At 69.3% G+C, this 14,781-nt stretch carries 21 protein-coding genes; 12 read left to right on the top strand and 9 right to left on the bottom strand.

All coding sequences use genetic code 11. The features are described 5' to 3' along the window. The first annotated feature begins 167 nt into the window (after positions 1–167). Genes NL112_RS09845 through NL112_RS09830 form a run of 4 tightly spaced genes read left to right on the top strand, consistent with a single transcriptional unit; the run spans position 168 to position 2,975 of the window. The gene (locus NL112_RS09845; RefSeq protein WP_255148659.1) at positions 168–1,133 is read left to right on the top strand and encodes a transcription initiation factor IIB; all 966 of its coding nucleotides are present in this window, start codon (positions 168–170) and stop codon (positions 1,131–1,133) included. 54 nt (positions 1,134–1,187) lie between these two features. Further along, positions 1,188–2,465, top strand: a complete 1,278-nt coding sequence (gene nreA, locus NL112_RS09840; protein ID WP_255148658.1) for a DNA repair protein NreA — start codon at positions 1,188–1,190, stop codon at positions 2,463–2,465. A gap of 23 nt (positions 2,466–2,488) precedes the next feature. Then, the gene (locus NL112_RS22840; protein ID WP_286672161.1) at positions 2,489–2,731 is read left to right on the top strand and encodes a hypothetical protein; all 243 of its coding nucleotides are present in this window, start codon (positions 2,489–2,491) and stop codon (positions 2,729–2,731) included. Positions 2,732–2,756: 25 nt separating this feature from the next. Then, positions 2,757–2,975 (top strand): hypothetical protein, encoded by a 219-nt coding sequence (locus NL112_RS09830; RefSeq protein WP_255148657.1) that lies wholly within the window; start codon positions 2,757–2,759, stop codon positions 2,973–2,975. Between the two features lie 3 nt (positions 2,976–2,978). On the opposite strand, the gene NL112_RS09825 is transcribed toward NL112_RS09830, so the two are convergent. The 3 genes from NL112_RS09825 to NL112_RS09815 form a co-directional block, all read right to left on the bottom strand. Continuing rightward, a complete protein-coding gene (locus tag NL112_RS09825) occupies positions 2,979–3,428 on the bottom strand; it encodes a DUF302 domain-containing protein (protein ID WP_255148656.1) in 450 nt (149 codons plus the stop codon). A 64-nt stretch (positions 3,429–3,492) separates the two neighbouring features. Next, entirely contained in the window at positions 3,493–4,164 is a 672-nt protein-coding gene (locus tag NL112_RS09820; RefSeq protein WP_255148655.1) for a CPBP family glutamic-type intramembrane protease, read from the bottom strand. A 2-nt stretch (positions 4,165–4,166) separates the two neighbouring features. Further along, a complete protein-coding gene (locus NL112_RS09815) occupies positions 4,167–4,451 on the bottom strand; it encodes a DUF5789 family protein (RefSeq protein ID WP_255148654.1) in 285 nt (94 codons plus the stop codon). A 178-nt stretch (positions 4,452–4,629) separates the two neighbouring features. Between NL112_RS09815 and NL112_RS09810 the strand changes: the two genes are divergently transcribed. Beyond that, on the top strand, positions 4,630–4,920 hold the full coding sequence (locus NL112_RS09810; protein ID WP_255148653.1) for a transcriptional regulator: 291 nt from the start codon (positions 4,630–4,632) through the stop codon (positions 4,918–4,920). 15 nt (positions 4,921–4,935) lie between these two features. Here NL112_RS09810 and NL112_RS09805 read toward each other — a convergent pair whose 3' ends face one another. The 3 genes from NL112_RS09805 to NL112_RS09795 are packed head-to-tail and all read right to left on the bottom strand — an operon-like array spanning position 4,936 to position 6,687. Further along, positions 4,936–5,349, bottom strand: a complete 414-nt coding sequence (locus tag NL112_RS09805; RefSeq protein WP_255148652.1) for a dual specificity protein phosphatase family protein — start codon at positions 5,347–5,349, stop codon at positions 4,936–4,938. Then, positions 5,346–5,777, bottom strand: a complete 432-nt coding sequence (locus NL112_RS09800; RefSeq protein WP_255148651.1) for a Rieske (2Fe-2S) protein — start codon at positions 5,775–5,777, stop codon at positions 5,346–5,348. Before NL112_RS09800 ends, NL112_RS09805 begins: the two co-directional genes overlap by 4 nt. A gap of 25 nt (positions 5,778–5,802) precedes the next feature. Next, positions 5,803–6,687 carry an aminotransferase class IV gene (locus tag NL112_RS09795; RefSeq protein WP_255148650.1) on the bottom strand — a complete coding sequence of 295 codons (885 nt, stop codon included), beginning with the start codon at positions 6,685–6,687 and terminating at the stop codon, positions 5,803–5,805. A 245-nt stretch (positions 6,688–6,932) separates the two neighbouring features. Between NL112_RS09795 and NL112_RS09790 the strand changes: the two genes are divergently transcribed. From NL112_RS09790 to aspS, 3 genes are all read left to right on the top strand, one after another. Beyond that, positions 6,933–7,706 (top strand): phosphoglycerol geranylgeranyltransferase, encoded by a 774-nt coding sequence (locus NL112_RS09790; RefSeq protein WP_255148649.1) that lies wholly within the window; start codon positions 6,933–6,935, stop codon positions 7,704–7,706. A 208-nt stretch (positions 7,707–7,914) separates the two neighbouring features. After that, positions 7,915–8,577, top strand: coding sequence for a helix-turn-helix domain-containing protein (locus NL112_RS09785; RefSeq protein WP_255148648.1), 663 nt, complete (start codon positions 7,915–7,917; stop codon positions 8,575–8,577). A 35-nt stretch (positions 8,578–8,612) separates the two neighbouring features. Beyond that, the gene (gene aspS / locus NL112_RS09780; protein ID WP_255148647.1) at positions 8,613–9,917 is read left to right on the top strand and encodes an aspartate--tRNA(Asn) ligase; all 1,305 of its coding nucleotides are present in this window, start codon (positions 8,613–8,615) and stop codon (positions 9,915–9,917) included. A gap of 9 nt (positions 9,918–9,926) precedes the next feature. On the opposite strand, the gene NL112_RS09775 is transcribed toward aspS, so the two are convergent. Continuing rightward, positions 9,927–10,739 carry a formate/nitrite transporter family protein gene (locus NL112_RS09775; protein WP_255148646.1) on the bottom strand — a complete coding sequence of 271 codons (813 nt, stop codon included), beginning with the start codon at positions 10,737–10,739 and terminating at the stop codon, positions 9,927–9,929. Between the two features lie 136 nt (positions 10,740–10,875). Here NL112_RS09775 and NL112_RS09770 point away from each other — a divergent pair, with 136 nt between their 5' ends. Genes NL112_RS09770 through NL112_RS09760 form a run of 3 tightly spaced genes read left to right on the top strand, consistent with a single transcriptional unit; the run spans position 10,876 to position 12,158 of the window. Continuing rightward, on the top strand, positions 10,876–11,283 hold the full coding sequence (locus NL112_RS09770) for a DUF7522 family protein (RefSeq protein ID WP_255148645.1): 408 nt from the start codon (positions 10,876–10,878) through the stop codon (positions 11,281–11,283). A gap of 39 nt (positions 11,284–11,322) precedes the next feature. Next, positions 11,323–11,820 (top strand): DUF4188 domain-containing protein, encoded by a 498-nt coding sequence (locus NL112_RS09765; RefSeq protein ID WP_255148644.1) that lies wholly within the window; start codon positions 11,323–11,325, stop codon positions 11,818–11,820. Further along, positions 11,817–12,158: an SHOCT domain-containing protein gene (locus NL112_RS09760; protein WP_255148643.1), complete on the top strand. Its 342-nt coding sequence runs from the start codon at positions 11,817–11,819 to the stop codon at positions 12,156–12,158. Before NL112_RS09765 ends, NL112_RS09760 begins: the two co-directional genes overlap by 4 nt. Here NL112_RS09760 and NL112_RS09755 read toward each other — a convergent pair. Next, positions 12,136–12,777 carry a TetR/AcrR family transcriptional regulator gene (locus tag NL112_RS09755; RefSeq protein ID WP_255148642.1) on the bottom strand — a complete coding sequence of 214 codons (642 nt, stop codon included), beginning with the start codon at positions 12,775–12,777 and terminating at the stop codon, positions 12,136–12,138. The two genes, NL112_RS09760 and NL112_RS09755, sit on opposite strands and share 23 nt — an antisense overlap. A gap of 87 nt (positions 12,778–12,864) precedes the next feature. Here NL112_RS09755 and NL112_RS09750 point away from each other — a divergent pair, with 87 nt between their 5' ends. Continuing rightward, a complete protein-coding gene (locus NL112_RS09750; protein ID WP_255148641.1) occupies positions 12,865–13,686 on the top strand; it encodes a pantoate kinase in 822 nt (273 codons plus the stop codon). Here the strand turns inward: NL112_RS09750 and NL112_RS09745 are convergent. Then, a complete protein-coding gene (locus NL112_RS09745) occupies positions 13,683–14,669 on the bottom strand; it encodes an ABC transporter permease (RefSeq protein ID WP_255148640.1) in 987 nt (328 codons plus the stop codon). The genes NL112_RS09750 and NL112_RS09745 overlap by 4 nt on opposite strands. Between the last annotated feature and the right edge of the window lie 112 nt (positions 14,670–14,781).

Here is a 14,781-nt window from a genome sequence, read left to right as displayed (position 1 = left end):
TCCCGACCGTTGCGGACTCGCGGCGTTAGCCCTTTCCATCTCCGCGGGCCCCACCCCGGCGACCCGAACCCGGTGACGTGACCGTCGGGAGACGACAGAACTACCGGCAACTGCGCGCAAGTCCCCCAAGGGTTTTATAGGCGAAACATTCGTTCGACAAAAACGCGATGGCACGGCCCAATCGCCAGCGGCAGTCGGAGCGACAGTCCGAGCAGGGGGCGGACGCGACAGAGACCGAACGGGAGGAGACCTGTCCCGAATGTGGGGCGGCGTCGGTCGTCACCGAGGGGAACGAGCGCATCTGCGGGGACTGCGGGCTCGTTCTCGACGACGAGAACATCGACCGCGGGCCGGAGTGGCGCGCGTTCAACCACTCCGAACGACAAGAGAAATCTCGGGTCGGCGCGCCGACGACCCAGACGATGCACGACAAGGGGCTGACGACCCAGATAGACTGGAAGGACAAGGACGCCTACGGGCGCTCGATTTCCTCGGAGAAACGGAGCCAGATGCACCGCCTGCGCAAGTGGCAGGAGCGCATCCGCACGAAGGACGCCGGCGAGCGCAACCTCCAGTTCGCGCTCTCGGAAATCGACCGCATGTCCTCCGCGCTGGGCGTGCCGCGCTCGGTACGCGAGGTGGCGTCGGTCATCTACCGCCGCGCGCTCGACGAGGACCTGATTCGCGGCCGCTCCATCGAGGGCGTCGCCACCTCCTGTCTGTACGCCGCCTGCCGCAAGGAGGGCATCCCCCGCTCGCTGGAGGAGGTCAGCGAGGTCTCACGGGTCGAGCGCAAGGAAATCGGCCGCACCTACCGCTACGTCTCCCAACAGCTCTCGCTGGAGATGGAGCCGGTCGACCCCAAGAAGTACGTCCCCCGGTTCATCTCCGAGTTGAACCTCTCGCCGGAGGTGAAGGCGAAGGCCAACGAAATCATCGACGAGACCGCCGAACAGGGCCTGCTGTCGGGCAAGTCGCCGACCGGCTACGCCGCCGCGGCCATCTACGCCGCCTCCCTGCTGTGCAACGAGAAGAAGACCCAGCGCGAGGTCGCCGACGTCGCGCAGGTCACCGAGGTCACCATCCGCAACCGCTACCAGGAGCAGATCGAAGCGATGGACATCCACTCGTGACCACGTCCGGTCCGCCGCCGAACCGTTGAAGGCGACCCGGACCCGACGCCCGGTATGCGCCTCGACGACTACCTCGACGGGTTCGAGCGCGACGAGACCGCGGACCTGCGGAAACTCGCCGAGGAGAAGTCGTACGCCATCACCGACCACGTCGAGGCCGTCGAGTCGCGGTTCGACGAGCGCCTCTCGGACGACACGCTCGTCGGCTCTACTTCCCCCTCCATCTTCGTCGGCCGGTCGAACTACCCGCGGGTGTCGACGGGCCTGCTGTCGCCGGTCGGCGACGAGGGCAACGCCGCCAGCTACACGACGAGCGGCGACTGGTACGAGCAGGGCTACTCCATCGACGACGTGTTCCAGAAGCGGACGGGCCTGCTCAACTCCGGGCGGTCCGTCGAGGTGGAGGTCGGCGACGCCTGGGACGGGTTCGTCGGCGTCCAGCGGGAGGTGGCCATCGCGGACCGCCCGGTCGACGTGGAGGTGGGTCTCGACGGGAAACCGGAGATGGACCTACGGGCGACCATCGACGACGTGGGCGCGCCGACCGGGCCCCGGGCGCAGGCGCGGAGCGCGGACCTCACGGAGAACCCCCACGTCCCCCGCGCCGTCGAGAAGACGCTGTCGGACGACGACTGGCGTGCCGAGGGCGCGATGACGTATCTCTATCGGCAGGGGTTCGACGTGTACGACATCGACGACATCCTGTCGGCCGGCGCGCTCGGGCAGGCGGAGAACCGCCGACTCGTCCCGACCCGGTGGTCCATCACGGCCGTCGACGACACCGTCGGCCAGTACCTCCGCGGGCAGATACACAACGCGCCGTCGGTCGACGAGGTGCGGGTCTACTACGACGAGTACGTCGGCAACCAGTACTGGGTCGTGCTGGCGCCGGGCACCTGGGAGTTCGAACTCGTCGAGATGAAAGCGCCCGGGAGCATCTGGAACCCCGACGCCGAGGGGAGCTACTACGTCGCCGCCGACCGCGAGGGGTACGAGGGCCGCACCGACTACGTCGACGAAACCGCGGGGGCGTACTACGCCTCGCGGCTGGGCGTGCTCGAACGCCTCGCGGAGGAGGGCCGCCAGGCGAAGGCGTTCGTGCTCCGGCACGCCACCACCGACTACTGGGCGCCGGTCGGCGTCTGGCAGATACGCGAGTCGGTCCGTGCCGCCGTCGACGGTGAGTACGGGGAGGCCGAGACGTTCCACGACGCCGTCCGCGAACTCGCCCCCCGCTTGCCCATCTCGATGGCGCGACTCCGCCGGAAGTCGAACCTCGTCGCGGGCGTCCAGTCGAGCCTCGCGGCGTTCGGCGGGCAGGAAGACGTATAGTCGAGGCGACACAACGTACGGGTATGTTCCCCCTCCAGATGGGCCTTCCCGGCGGCCCGGAACTGCTCGTCATCCTGCTCATCATGGTACTGTTGCTCGGCGTCCCGCTGGCGCTGGTCGCCGTGGGCGTCGTCCTCTATCGGAGTCGCTCGGGCGGGAGCGACCGCACCGAGGAGCTAGAGGCGCGCATCGACGAACTCGAGTCGGAACTCGACCGGGTGCGGGCGGGCGAGGGGGCCGACGACGAGCGCCGGGAGAACGACTAAGCGCCCGCCGGTTCTCGTCGCGGGCGTGTTCGCCCTCCAGTCGATACCCGGCGGTCCCGAACTGGCCATCGGTGCGCTCGCGTTGCTCGTCAACCTCCTCGTGCTCGTCGCGCTCCTCGGCGGGGGCGGCTACTTCCTGTTGCGAATAAGGAGCGGTGGGAGCGTCGACGAACGGCTCGACCGCATCGAGCGGAAAATCGGCCGCCTCGAAGCGCAGGTCGAGCAGTTGCAGGACGACGACTGACCGCTACTCGATTTTGTCGAGGTTGCTCCAGGCGGCCTCGACCAGCTCGCCGGTGTCCTCGACTATCTCCTGCATGGTCTCGTCGTCGGGCGCCATCCCCGTGAGACGGGCTATCTTCATGATGGAGACGTGGTACACCGTCTGGACGCCCGGTTCCTCCTGCCAGACGACGACGTTACACGGAAACAGGCCACCGATGCGGTTGTCGGAGGCGTCGAGCGCCCGGTCGGCCATGTTCGGGTTGCACGCACCGAGCACGTAGTAGGGGTCGCGGCCGGCGTCGACCTTCTCGTTGAGCATCTCCGAGGGGGAGAACTCGGTGGCGACGCCGAACCCCGCTTCCACGAAGGCCTCGCGGACGTGTTCGACGGCCGCGGCGTGGTCCATGTGCAGGGTGGCCTCCTTCTCGCCGATGTCCTCCGCGTCGAGCGCAGTGGGGTCGATAGGGAGCATCTACGCGGACAGACGGTACACGACGGCGAAAAGGTTGCTGTATTGCGCCTTCCTCACACGAGCGTTACAGCGGCAGAGGGAGCCAGCGGAGCCACCGCAGGACGGTCGCGGTCGGAATCAACGGGTCGTGGAGCACCAGCCAGTCCAGCAGTGCGAGCCCGACCCCGTGGGCGACCACGGAGGGGAGAATCGAGTTCGACTCGTAGTCGACGAGGCCAAAGAGGACGTCCGTCGGCCCTGACAACAGGAGTTCGATGGGTGGCTTGCCGACGTGGTGGACGGCGTAGATGACGGGGCTGATGAACGCGGCCTTCCGGCCGAGTTCCCGCACGCCGACGCAGAGTAGACCCCGATAGTACGTCTCGGCGGCGACGACGACGGCGAACTGCTTCAGCGAGTGCATCCAGAAGTTGTCGAGCGAGCCGCTCCACATCGGGTAGAACGCCCGCACCGAGGGGAGCGACGAGCCGACGACGTAGAAGGGGGTGACGAACGCCGCCAACAGCACGGTGTTACGGAGCGCAGTGCGGTCGACGCGCCAGCCGAGCTTTCGGCCGTGGGCGGCCGCCAGCGCACCCGGGATTGCAACGTACAGGAGCGTGTCCTTGAGAATCCGCTCCTCGAGGCCGCTCGGATGCCAGTAGCTCCAGGCGACGGCCAGCGCCAGCCCCACGGCGAGCGCGCGCTGGACCCAACTGATTCGTCCGAGCGTGGCGCGGACCGACGGGGTCGACACCGCTACTCGGTCGGGACGGGACCGGTGCCGACCACGTCACGGACGGCGGCCTCGAACTCCTGGCGGGTCGGGAAGTACGTCTCGTCGGACGCCTCGAGCACGTCGCCCAGTTCGCGGCCGCCCTCCGGCGTCCGAATCGTCACGTCGCCCTCGCGGCGGACGACCTCGCTCTTCTCGATGCCGAAGTGGAGCCGCGAGGTGACCTGCGCGAGCGGCACGCCCTCGACGGACTCGCCCTCGCCGAGTTCGACGACGGGACCGGACTCCTCCTCGTCTTCGTCTGCCATACCTCGGGGTTCCGGCTACCGGTGGTTAATCCTTGCGAACCGGCTAGGCGACGTAGTTCGGGGGTGTTTCAGTGCGACGAGAGGCGTCGACGACACCTCGAACCGGGACCGAGCCACCCGCACGACACCCGCCGAATCTGTCCGAAGAGATTTACCCACCCACAGGCTACCACCAGCTATGCAGGGGGCAGACCGCACGACGCGACAGCGCATCGCCGACCGCCTCCGCCGCGAGTCGATGCAGGCCAGCGCGCTCGCCACCGAGTTCGAGGTGACGACCGAGAGCGCGCTCGCACACGTCAAGCACGTCTCGGAGTCGCTGTCGGGCACCGACGAGCGCCTGCTGGTCGCGCCGCCCGAGTGCCGGGACTGCGGCTTCTCGGCGTTCGACGACCCCGCGAACCGCCCCTCGCGGTGCCCCGAGTGCAAAAGTGAGGCCATCGCGGAGCCGACGTTCAAAATCGAGTAGTCGGCCGGCGAGCGCTCATGCGCCGTCGAGATACCCCGCCGCTCGCCGTATCAGCGCGTCGTGTGGCGGCTCCTCGGGCGTCGCGCCCGCCCGCTCGTAGGCGTCCGCAAGCGGGATGTCGCGCTCGGCGGCCAGCGCCGCCGCGACCACCGACCGGCTCCGCGAGGTACCCGCCGCACAGTGGACCAGTACCGTCTCCTCGCCCAACGCCCCGCGCAGGCGGTCGACCGCCTCGCCGAACTGCACCGGGTCGTTCTGCGGGCCGTCGCGCATCGGCACCGCGGTGACGGTCACCCCGTCGGGATACCCCGCCTCGGGCCCGCGGCCGGTCACCCGGAGGACGAACGTGACGCCCGCCTCGCGGAGGGCCGCGTGGTCGGCGGCGTCGGCTCGGCTCCCCACGTACAGGTCGTCGGTGACGCGGTTCACGACCCCGTGAAGTCGATGCGGCCGCCGCCACTCGTGAGCGATTCGTCCGTGTTCTCCTCGGCGGGCCCCTGCCGGACGAACGCGTAGTCGTCGTCAGCGAGGTAGACCCCGCCGTCGCGCACCTCCACGTCCACCTCCTCGAGATACGCGCCCTCGCAGGGACCGAACGTGCACTCCCCGGTCGTGGGGTCGAAGGTGGCGGCGTGTTTCTGACACCATATCTCGCCGCCCTTCACGCGGGCACCGGAGCCGCGGTCGAGTCTCACGTCGGTCCAGTGTTGACAGTAGTTGCGCCAGCAGGCGACGCCGTCGTCGAGTCGCACGAGGAGCGCCTCCCGCTCGTCGCTCCCCTCACGGAGCGTCACCAGCAGGGTCGACTCCGCGGGCACGTCCTCGACGGCGGCGAGGCGCCGGTCGTCGCCGGTCATCGTCGGCACGTCGGGGGCGGGAGGTTCAACGCTTGCGGTCCGCGTAACACCGTCGCTCCACGAGGTCGTCGTACAGCCGCTGGAGTAGGGTGGTGACGGGGCCGCTTCCGACCTCGATACCGTCGACGCGGGCGACGGGCCGCAGTTCCCACGTCGTGTTCGTCAGGAACGCCTCGTCGGCCCCACGGAGGTCGTCGACGCCGTACGTGCCCGTCTCGACGGGGAACGACTCGTCGGCCGCCAACTCGAGGACGAGTTCGCGCGTGATGCCCGGGAGGAGTTCGCCCCGTTCGGGCGTCTTCAACGTTCCGTCGTCGACGAAGAACACGTTGCTCGTCGCGCCCTCCTGGAGGTGTCCGTCGACGTCACGGAGGAGCGCCTCGTCCGGCCGGTTCGCGTCGGTGGTCGCCCGCCGGAGTTCGAGACGGGCGAGGATTCCGTTGAGGTAGTTGTGGGTCTTCGCGTCCGCGGGGACGGCGCTGTCGGGCACCCGCCGCGTCTTCACCGTCTGGACGACGGCGGGGTCGTCCCAGACGCGGTCGCCCGAGCGACCACCCCGCGGGAGCGGCTTGACGACCACGACCACCGTCGGGTCGACCTCCTCGCGCGGCGTCAGTTTCCCGGGCTGGACGCCCCGGGTGACGGAGACGCGGACGTACGCGTCGCGCAGGTCGTTGGCGTCGAGCGTCTCCGCCACGCGGACGGCGAGGTCGTCGGGGACCGCCCCGGACATCCCGAGCGTCTCGCAGGTGCGTTCGAGGCGGGTGAGGTGGCGGTCCCACGCGAACACCTCGCCGCCGTACGCGCGACAGGTCTCGAAGGCGGCGTCGCCGTAGCGGAACCCACGGTCCTCGACCGAGACCGTGGCGTCCTCGCGGGCGACGAGCGCGCCGTCGACGTGGTACTGCATTCGCCCGGAGTAGGTGGGTGTGGCGTTTCGTTCTGTCGCTCGCGTTCGGTGGGCACGCTCCGGGGTCGTAGCTCGCGGGTCGCTCACGCTCCCCGCTCGCTATACCGTGGCCTCGCTCCCGTTGGTCGCTCGGCCACGCGGTTCACGGCTCCCTGCGGTCGCCGTTCGACTGTTTCGAGCCACTCACTCCGTTCGTGGCTCGCCATCCGAAGCCGTTTTAGCCGCGGGGGGGGAGTCTTGCGGGTATGAGCGCTCCCTGGGCGGACTGGGACCACATCGTGAAGATAGACCCCGACAAGGAGTTGGTCGACGGCGAGACGTTCGAGGACGTCTGTGCGACCGGCACCGACGCCATCGAGATCGGCGGGACGCTCAACATCACCGACGAGAACATGCGCAACGTCGTCGAGCCGTGCGCCCGGGCGTGTGCGAAGAACGGCGTCGGCTGTTACATCGAGCCCTCCCACTCGGGGGCGGTGGTCCACACCGAGGGGCTCGACGGCTACCTCGTCCCCATCGTGTTCAACGCCGGGGACGTGGCGTGGGTGACGGGCGCCCACAAGACGTGGGCGAAGACCGACGACGACATCGACTGGGAGCGCACGGCGACGGAGGGGTACATCGTGCTGAATCCGGACGCGTCGGTCGCGGAGTACACGCAGGCGGACTGTGACCTCGACGCCGAGGACGTCGCCGCCTACGCCGAAGTGGCCGAGCAGATGTTCGGCCAGGAGATCGTCTACGTCGAGTATTCGGGGATGCTCGGCGACCCCGAGAAGGTGGCGGCCGCGGCCGCGGCGCTCGAGGAGGCGACGCTGTTCTACGGCGGCGGCGTCGGGAGCTACGACGACGCCTACCAGATGGGACGGCACGCCGACACCGTCATCGTCGGCGACCTGGTCCACGACGCGGGCGTCGACGCCGTCAGGGAGACGGTCGAGGGGGCACGGGATGCGACCCACGAGACCGAGCGAAGCGAGCCGCGACCACAGGGAGCGGCTCGGAACGACGAGCGGTGACGCAGGAACCGCGAGTCAGCGAGGTCTCGAACTGAGCGAGCGAGGAGCGTAACCGAACGGGGGATGCCGTCGAACGATTCCGTGACCGGTCCGTCCGTCGATGAGTCAATGAGTCGATAGCTACCGAGTGACACGGGTGCCGTGCGGTTTTTCCAACCACAACTCACACCGCACATTTATTCATGGGGGGGGCTGAAACCTTGGCTAGATGAGCATTATCGTGGGGTACGCGGTCCGGTCCGGCGCGCTGGTGCTTGCCGAGACGCTGGCGCAGGTCGATGCCACACTGGAGATCGAGCGGACCGTCGCCACGGACCCCGACCACCCGACCATGTTCCTGTGGGTCGAAGGCGGCGTCGACGCGTTCGACGCGGCCGCCCGCGATGACCCCACGGTCACGAACCTGGAGGTGTTAAGCGAGGTCGACGGCCAGCGGCTCTACTCGATGCAGATCACCGAGGCGACGGAGATCGTGTTGTACCCTGCGTGGGCCGACCTCGGCGCCGAGCGACTGCAGGCGTACCACGCCGACGGCTGGTGGCACGCCCGCTCGCGGTTCCCCGACCGCGCGTCGTTCGCCACGTACCGCGAGTTCCTCGAGAACCACGGCGTGGAGTTCCGGCTGAAGCATCTCCACCAGGGGACGAAGACGACCGGCGAGCCCGCACATCTGACGCCCCAGCAGCGGGAGACGCTCCGACTCGCATACGAGCGTGGCTACTTCGAGATTCCGCGGGCCGTCACCACCGCCGAACTGGCGGCGGCGCTCGACATCTCCGACCAGGCGGTGAGCGAGCGACTGCGCCGGGGGTACGCGCGGCTCATCGAGTCGGCGCTCCGGGTCGACGACGGACGCACGAACGCGGAATAACGGGGCTTAAGTCGGGGACGCGAGAACTCGCGGGCATGCAGGACAGGACCTACACCGCGGACGCCGAGCCCGGCCAGCACGCGACGGTCGCCGGCTGGGTCCACGAACTCCGCGACCTCGGCGGTATCGCCTTCCTCATCGTGCGGGACACGACGGGGAAGATACAGGTAAAACTCGAGAAAGACGAGATGGACGACGAGCTCGTGGAGACGGGGCTCGACGCCGCCCGCGAGTCCGTCGTCACGGTCGTCGGCGACGTCGAGGAGGAGCCCCGTGCGCCGACGGGCGTCGAGGTCGTCCCCGAGTCCATCGAGGTCGTCGCCGAGGCGGAGACCCAGCTCCCGCTGGACCCCTCGGGAAAGGTCGGCGCGGAGCTGTCGACGCGGCTCGACAACCGGACGCTCGACCTCCGGCGCGGGGAGGGACAGGCCATCTTCGAAATCCGGTCAGAGGTGCTTCGGGCCGTCCGCGAGGAGTTCCGCGCGTTCCACGCGACGGAGATAAACACGCCGAAGATAGTCGCCACCGGCACCGAGGGCGGCACGGAGCTGTTCCCCATCACCTACTTCGGCGAGGAGGCGTTCATGAACCAGAGCCCCCAGCTGTTCAAACAGCTGATGGTCGGCTCGAACCTCGAGCGCGTGTTCGAAATCGGCCCCATCTTCCGCGCCGAGGAGCACAACACGCCCCGGCACCTGAACGAGGCCACGTCCATCGACTTCGAGTCGGCCTTTTTCGACCACACGGAGGCGATGGACGTCTGTGAGGCCATCGTGAAGGCCGCCTACGAGGCCGTCGAACAGAACTGCGCCGACCAGCTGGAGACGCTGGGGCTGGCCGAGGAGTTCGAGGCGCCGAGCGGCGAGTTCCCGCGGCTCTCCTACGAGGAGGCCATCGAGCGCATCAACGCGACGGGCGAACTCGACGAGCAGTTGGTGTGGGGCGACGACCTGCCGACCGAAGGCGAGCACGCGCTCGGGCAGGACGTCGGCGAGCACTACTTCATCACCGACTGGCCAAGCGAGATAAAGCCGTTCTACATCAAGGACCACGACGACGACGAGACCCTCTCGACGGGGTTCGACATGATGCACCCGCGGATGGAGCTCGTGTCGGGCGGTCAGCGCGAACACCGCTACGACCGGCTCATCGAGGGGTTCGAACAGCAGGGGCTCGACCCCGAGGCGTTCGACTACTACACGAAGATGTTCAAGTACGGCATGCCCCCGCACGCCGGCTGGGGGCTGGGCGGCGAGCGGCTCATCATGACGATGCTCGGGCTGGACAACATCCGCGAGGCCGTCCTCTTCCCGCGGGACCGCCAGCGTCTGAGCCCGTAGGCGACTCGGTCAGTCCGCCCCGATGTCGACCGTCTCGCCGCCGCGGACGACGTGGGCGTACTTCAGGAGGGCGACGAACACCGTGCCGCCGACGGCGTTGCCGACGGTCGCGATAGCGAGGAACGCCGCGTACCGGCCCCAGGAGAACGCCGGCGAGACCAGCGTCGCCAACAGCACCTCGACGTTGCCGGCAATCGAGTGGGGGAGATGGAGGAAGCCGATGGCGCCGGTGACCAACAGCACGAACGCGAGGCGGCTGGTCGTCTCGCGGGCCGCGGTGACGAGCCACGACAGCAGGCCCATCAGCCAGCCGGCCAGTATCGCCCCCACCAGCAGGCCGCCCGGCGAGTGAGCGGCGATAGGTCTGGCTATTTCGACGAACGCCGACCGGTCGATGCCGGTCGTGGAGGGGAGTGCGAACACGGCGAACAGCGCGAACACCACGCCGCCCGCGACGTTGGTCGCGTAGACGACACCCCACAGGCGACCGAGTTCGCGCATCGACGCGCGGCCGTCGAGCACGGGCAACACCGCAAGCGTGGTGTGTTCGGTGAACAGTTCCGAGCGGCCGAGCACGACGAACACGAAGCCGATGGTGTACGCGAGCGCGAGCAGAAAACGGGTGAGCGCGTCGCCCGCGACGCCGGCGACCGTGGTGTAGGTGGCGGCCATCAACAGCGGGCCGAAGCCGATGTCGAGGCCGGCCGACACGCCGGACAGCGCCAGCCCGGTGGTCGACCGGTTCAGCTCCCGGAGCCCCTCCTCTATCTGCTCCGCGAGGATGGTACTGTACGGGGGTGTTTCGTCGACCGAGTCACTCATCGTGGGCACGTCGGCCGCGCGCCGAAAACCGGTGGCGGTTCCGGCGGAAGCCACCCCGGCCACCGATGGCTACGGTTGGCGTCCGGATAGCTCCGCCGCCCGGCGGGTTGATGCTCTCGGAGCGCCTGTGAATCTCATGCACGAAATCCAGCCGAGTCTGAGCGACAGCCTCGTGAGCGCCTGCCGGACCGCGGTCGGCGACAGCCTCCGGACCGTCATCTGGTTCACCCCCGACGCGTTCGAGGTGCTGTACGTCCGGAGCGATATCGGCGACGCCGCGAGCGTCGCCCGTCGCAAGGAGCAGTTCGTCGAGAGCGAACGTGCCGGGTTCGGCGAGAGCTACCGCCGCGACACCATCGACGCCGGCGAGGAGCCGGGACTCGGCGACTACGAGGTGACCGTCCGCGTGTTCTCCGATGGGTTCCTCTCGCGGGTCATCGTCGGCGAGCAGGGCGTGCTCCTGACCACCGACGGCCTCGACGTCGACGTGATGGAGGAACTGTCGGTGACTCTCCGTCGCCTGCTGGCCGACGTTTCTGAGTAAACACTCAGATTTAAGTTTCCTGAGCGTTTGCTCAGTAACATGAGCGAGCAGAGCGACGGTCGACGTCACCCGACGACCGACGAGCCGTTCGTCGTGTTCGTCATCGGGATGCACGTGAACCGCTGGCGGGCGCTCCACCGGTGGGTGCCGGTGGCGGTGGCGATGCGCCGGATGCAGAACGAACTCGACGAGTCGGACGGCCTGCTGGAGAGCCGGAACACGTGGAGCGGGCGGACGTTCACCACCGTCCAGTACTGGACGGACTTCGAGTCGTTGCGCGAGTACGCCCGCGACCCACTGCGCGAGCACGTCGACGCGTGGCGCGAGTACAACGGCCGCCTGCGCGACGGGAGCGTCGGCGTGTTCCACGAGACGTACCGGGTCGACCCCGACGCGTTCGAGGCCGTCTACGTCGACACGCCCGAGTTGGGGCTGGCCGGGGCCGTCGGAACCGAGCCTGCATCCGGCGGTGCCGAGACGGCCGGCGGTCGGTTCGACGGCCGCGACGACGACCCGGTCGTGGAGGTGGAGCCGTGAGGCCCCACCGCCACCGCGGCGACGCCGACCCGCGGGTGGGTGCGGTCGCGGGCGTCGTCTCGGCGGGCGTGCTCGCCGTCGCGTTCGGCCTGCTCGCGCTCGGCGTGCCGTGGTTCTGGGTCGCGTTTCCGGTGGGCTACGGCGGCGTCCTGCCGCTGGCGGTCGGAATCGCCAAGCGGCGGACGGCAGAGGAGCACCGCGACCCGGACGACGGCGACGACGACCCCGTGACTGCGGCGAAACGTGCCTACGCCCGCGGCGACATCGACGAGATGGAACTGGAGCGACGGCTCGACCGCCTGCTGGACGACGACGCTACCGACCTTCGGGGGGCGTGACGCCCTCCGCGAGCACGCTCGTCTCGAGGTAGTCGAACAGGCGGTCGCGGACGCCGGCCTCTACGTCGTCCATCCCGAGCGCGTGGACCGCGCCCGCGGTGCCGTCCGCGACCATCAGCAGGAACGCCGCGGTCGCCTCGGGGTCGACCGCGCGGAACACGCCGGCGTCGATGCCGTCCTCCAGCACGCTGGCGAGGTCCGCGAGGACCCGCCGCTCGTAGGCTTCGAGACGGTCGTGGAACGCCGTATCGTGGGGGGCGTGGGCCAGCAGTTCCATCACGGCGACGTTCATCCCCCGCGAGAACTCGTCGTCTGGGTCGCCCAGCAGGGCCTCGCAGGCGACGTACAGTTTCTCGACCGGGTCCGCGATGTCGGTGACCGCCTCGAGGCGACCCAGCGACCACTCCGAAGCGTAGTCGAGGAAGACGAGGATGAGGTCATGTTTCGAGTCGCAGTGGTAGAAGAAGAACGCCTCGCTCTTCTCGGACTCGGCGGCGACTTTCTTCGTCGTCAGCCCGGCGTAGCCGTGTTTCGCCAGCGCCCGGCGGACGGCGTCCGCGATTTCGGCCGCGGCGTCGTCGGGCACGTCGGCGGTCGGGTCCGCCGCCTCCTCGCTCATGGCCCGGCGTTCGACGCGGGGGCGTTTACCGCTTCCGCCACGGGCGGGAACTGCAAGCGTTAAACCGGGCGACGCCGACGCCCGGGTATGAGCCAGGCGAGCGCGTTCGTCCCGGGCCACGTCACGGCGTTCTTCTCGGCCCACCCGCACGACGACCCCGAGCGGGCCGGCTCGCGGGGCGGCGGCATCGCGCTGTCCGACGGCGTCACCGTCACCGTCCGCGAGGGGTCGGGCCTGCGGCTGAACGGCGACGCCATCGACGTGGGGGCGGTCGACGGCGTGCTCGACGCGCTCGGGGTCGACGCCCGCGTCGACTGCGAGACCGCCCTGCCGCTCGGCTCCGGGTTCGGCGTCAGCGGGGCGATGGCGCTCGGGACGGCGCTGGCCGCGAACGCGGCGTTCGACTGCGCCCGCTCCGAGAACGACCTGGTGACGCTGGCCCACCGCGCGGAGGTCGAGGCCGGTACCGGGCTCGGCGACGTGGTCGCACAGGCGCGTGGCGGCGTCCCGCTCCGTCTCGACCCGGGCGCGCCGGCCCACGGGCGGATGGACGGCATCCCCGCCCGCTCTCGGGTGGAGTATCTGACGCTGGGCGGCCTCTCGACCGAGGCGGTGCTGTCGGGCGACACCGACGCCCTCTCGCGGGCCGGCGAGCGGGCGCTCGACCGCGTTCGCGGGACGCCGACGCTGTCGACGTTCGTGACCGCCGCCCGCGAGTTCGCCGACGGTGCCGGCCTGATGACCGACGACCTGCGGGCCGTCGTCGCCGACGTCGAGGACGCCGGCGGGCGGGCGTCGATGGCGATGCTCGGGGAGACGGCGTTCGCCGTCGGTACGGGCCTCTCGGACGCGGGCTACGACCCCGAGGTGTGTGCCGTCCATCCGGCCGGCGCGCACCTGCTCGATTAACGCTCCTCCTCGACACGGGGGTCGAGAAAGGCGTACGCTACGTCCTGCAGGAAGTTGCCGGCGATGCCGACGAACACCAGCACCATCGTCGTCCCCAGGACGACGGGGAGGTCCCGCTCACCGATGGCCCACAGGCTCAGGCTTCCGAGCCCCTGGATGCGGAACACCTGTTCGAGCACGTAGATGTTCACCACGAGCACCGCCAGCAGTTCCGCGAAGAACAGCGACACCAGCGGGATGGCGGCGTTCTTCAGGACGTGGCGAGCGACCCGCACCGGGCCGGCCCCCTTCGCGCGCAGGAGCTTCACGAACGCCTCGCCGAAATGCTCCAGCGCCTCCGAACGGGCGTGACGCAACTGCCCCGCGAACAGGCTACCGCCCAGCACCAGCGCGGGCAGTACCACCGTCCGCACCTCGGTCGGTAGCGGCAGGCCGGGACGGCCCTCCGCGGCGGTCAGAAGCGCCAGCCCCAGGAGCGCGAGCCCCCCGAGCAGGAAGTTCGGGACGCTGAACGCGAGATAGCCGAGTCCGGTGACGAGGTAATCGCCCGCCGACCGCCGGCGGTAGGCGGCGAACACGCCCGCCGAGATGCCGCCGACGAGCGACAGTAGCATCGCCGGCAGGACGTACGCCGCCGTCTTCGGCACCGCCTCGCCCACCATCGCCACCACCGCCCGGTCGCGGTGGAGCGACTCCCCCCAGTCGAAGGTGGCGACGTTGACGAGCCACGTCACGTACCGCTTCTCGACCGGTTCGTCGAGGTTGTACGCCTCCTCGTAGGCCGACACCGCCTCGTTCACCTGCTCGGCGGCCTCCGACTGGTTGTAGTACTCGCCGGGGGGCGCCTGTGCGGCGCCGTACGCGACGACGGCCAACTGCGGGTCGGCCGTCAGTGCGATGAACCCGAAGGTGATGGAGACGACCAGGTAGGTGGCGAACAGCGCGAACAGCGCCCGCCGGGTCAGGAAGCGGAGCCTGCTCACGGCCGGACCTCCGGGGCGGGCGGCATCTCGACGCGCATCCGCCGGGGCCACGGTACGTTCCGTGGTAACGTTTGCTGAAATCCGGATTTCAGTTACTGATAGCTATATGACA

The organism is Halorarius halobius (assembly GCF_024298865.1).
In the GTDB taxonomy this organism is placed as follows: domain Archaea; phylum Halobacteriota; class Halobacteria; order Halobacteriales; family Haloarculaceae; genus Halorarius; species Halorarius halobius.
This window is presented reverse-complemented; position numbering and strand designations above follow the sequence as displayed.

Excerpts from the sequence above, each read along its gene's own strand:
- NL112_RS09795 (WP_255148650.1), bottom strand. The coding sequence starts at position 6,687 with ATGCAGTACCACGTCGACGGCGCGCTCGTCGCCCGCGAGGACGCCACG.
- NL112_RS09825 (WP_255148656.1), bottom strand. The coding sequence starts at position 3,428 with ATGCTCCCTATCGACCCCACTGCGCTCGACGCGGAGGACATCGGCGAG.
- NL112_RS09785 (WP_255148648.1), top strand. The coding sequence starts at position 7,915 with ATGAGCATTATCGTGGGGTACGCGGTCCGGTCCGGCGCGCTGGTGCTT.
- NL112_RS22840 (WP_286672161.1), top strand. The coding sequence starts at position 2,489 with ATGTTCCCCCTCCAGATGGGCCTTCCCGGCGGCCCGGAACTGCTCGTC.
- NL112_RS09800 (WP_255148651.1), bottom strand. The coding sequence starts at position 5,777 with ATGACCGGCGACGACCGGCGCCTCGCCGCCGTCGAGGACGTGCCCGCG.
- aspS (WP_255148647.1), top strand. The coding sequence starts at position 8,613 with ATGCAGGACAGGACCTACACCGCGGACGCCGAGCCCGGCCAGCACGCG.
- NL112_RS09790 (WP_255148649.1), top strand. The coding sequence starts at position 6,933 with ATGAGCGCTCCCTGGGCGGACTGGGACCACATCGTGAAGATAGACCCC.
- NL112_RS09765 (WP_255148644.1), top strand. The coding sequence starts at position 11,323 with ATGAGCGAGCAGAGCGACGGTCGACGTCACCCGACGACCGACGAGCCG.
- nreA (WP_255148658.1), top strand. The coding sequence starts at position 1,188 with ATGCGCCTCGACGACTACCTCGACGGGTTCGAGCGCGACGAGACCGCG.
- NL112_RS09815 (WP_255148654.1), bottom strand. The coding sequence starts at position 4,451 with ATGGCAGACGAAGACGAGGAGGAGTCCGGTCCCGTCGTCGAACTCGGC.
- NL112_RS09775 (WP_255148646.1), bottom strand. The coding sequence starts at position 10,739 with ATGAGTGACTCGGTCGACGAAACACCCCCGTACAGTACCATCCTCGCG.
- NL112_RS09750 (WP_255148641.1), top strand. The coding sequence starts at position 12,865 with ATGAGCCAGGCGAGCGCGTTCGTCCCGGGCCACGTCACGGCGTTCTTC.
- NL112_RS09810 (WP_255148653.1), top strand. The coding sequence starts at position 4,630 with ATGCAGGGGGCAGACCGCACGACGCGACAGCGCATCGCCGACCGCCTC.
- NL112_RS09770 (WP_255148645.1), top strand. The coding sequence starts at position 10,876 with ATGCACGAAATCCAGCCGAGTCTGAGCGACAGCCTCGTGAGCGCCTGC.
- NL112_RS09845 (WP_255148659.1), top strand. The coding sequence starts at position 168 with ATGGCACGGCCCAATCGCCAGCGGCAGTCGGAGCGACAGTCCGAGCAG.
- NL112_RS09755 (WP_255148642.1), bottom strand. The coding sequence starts at position 12,777 with ATGAGCGAGGAGGCGGCGGACCCGACCGCCGACGTGCCCGACGACGCC.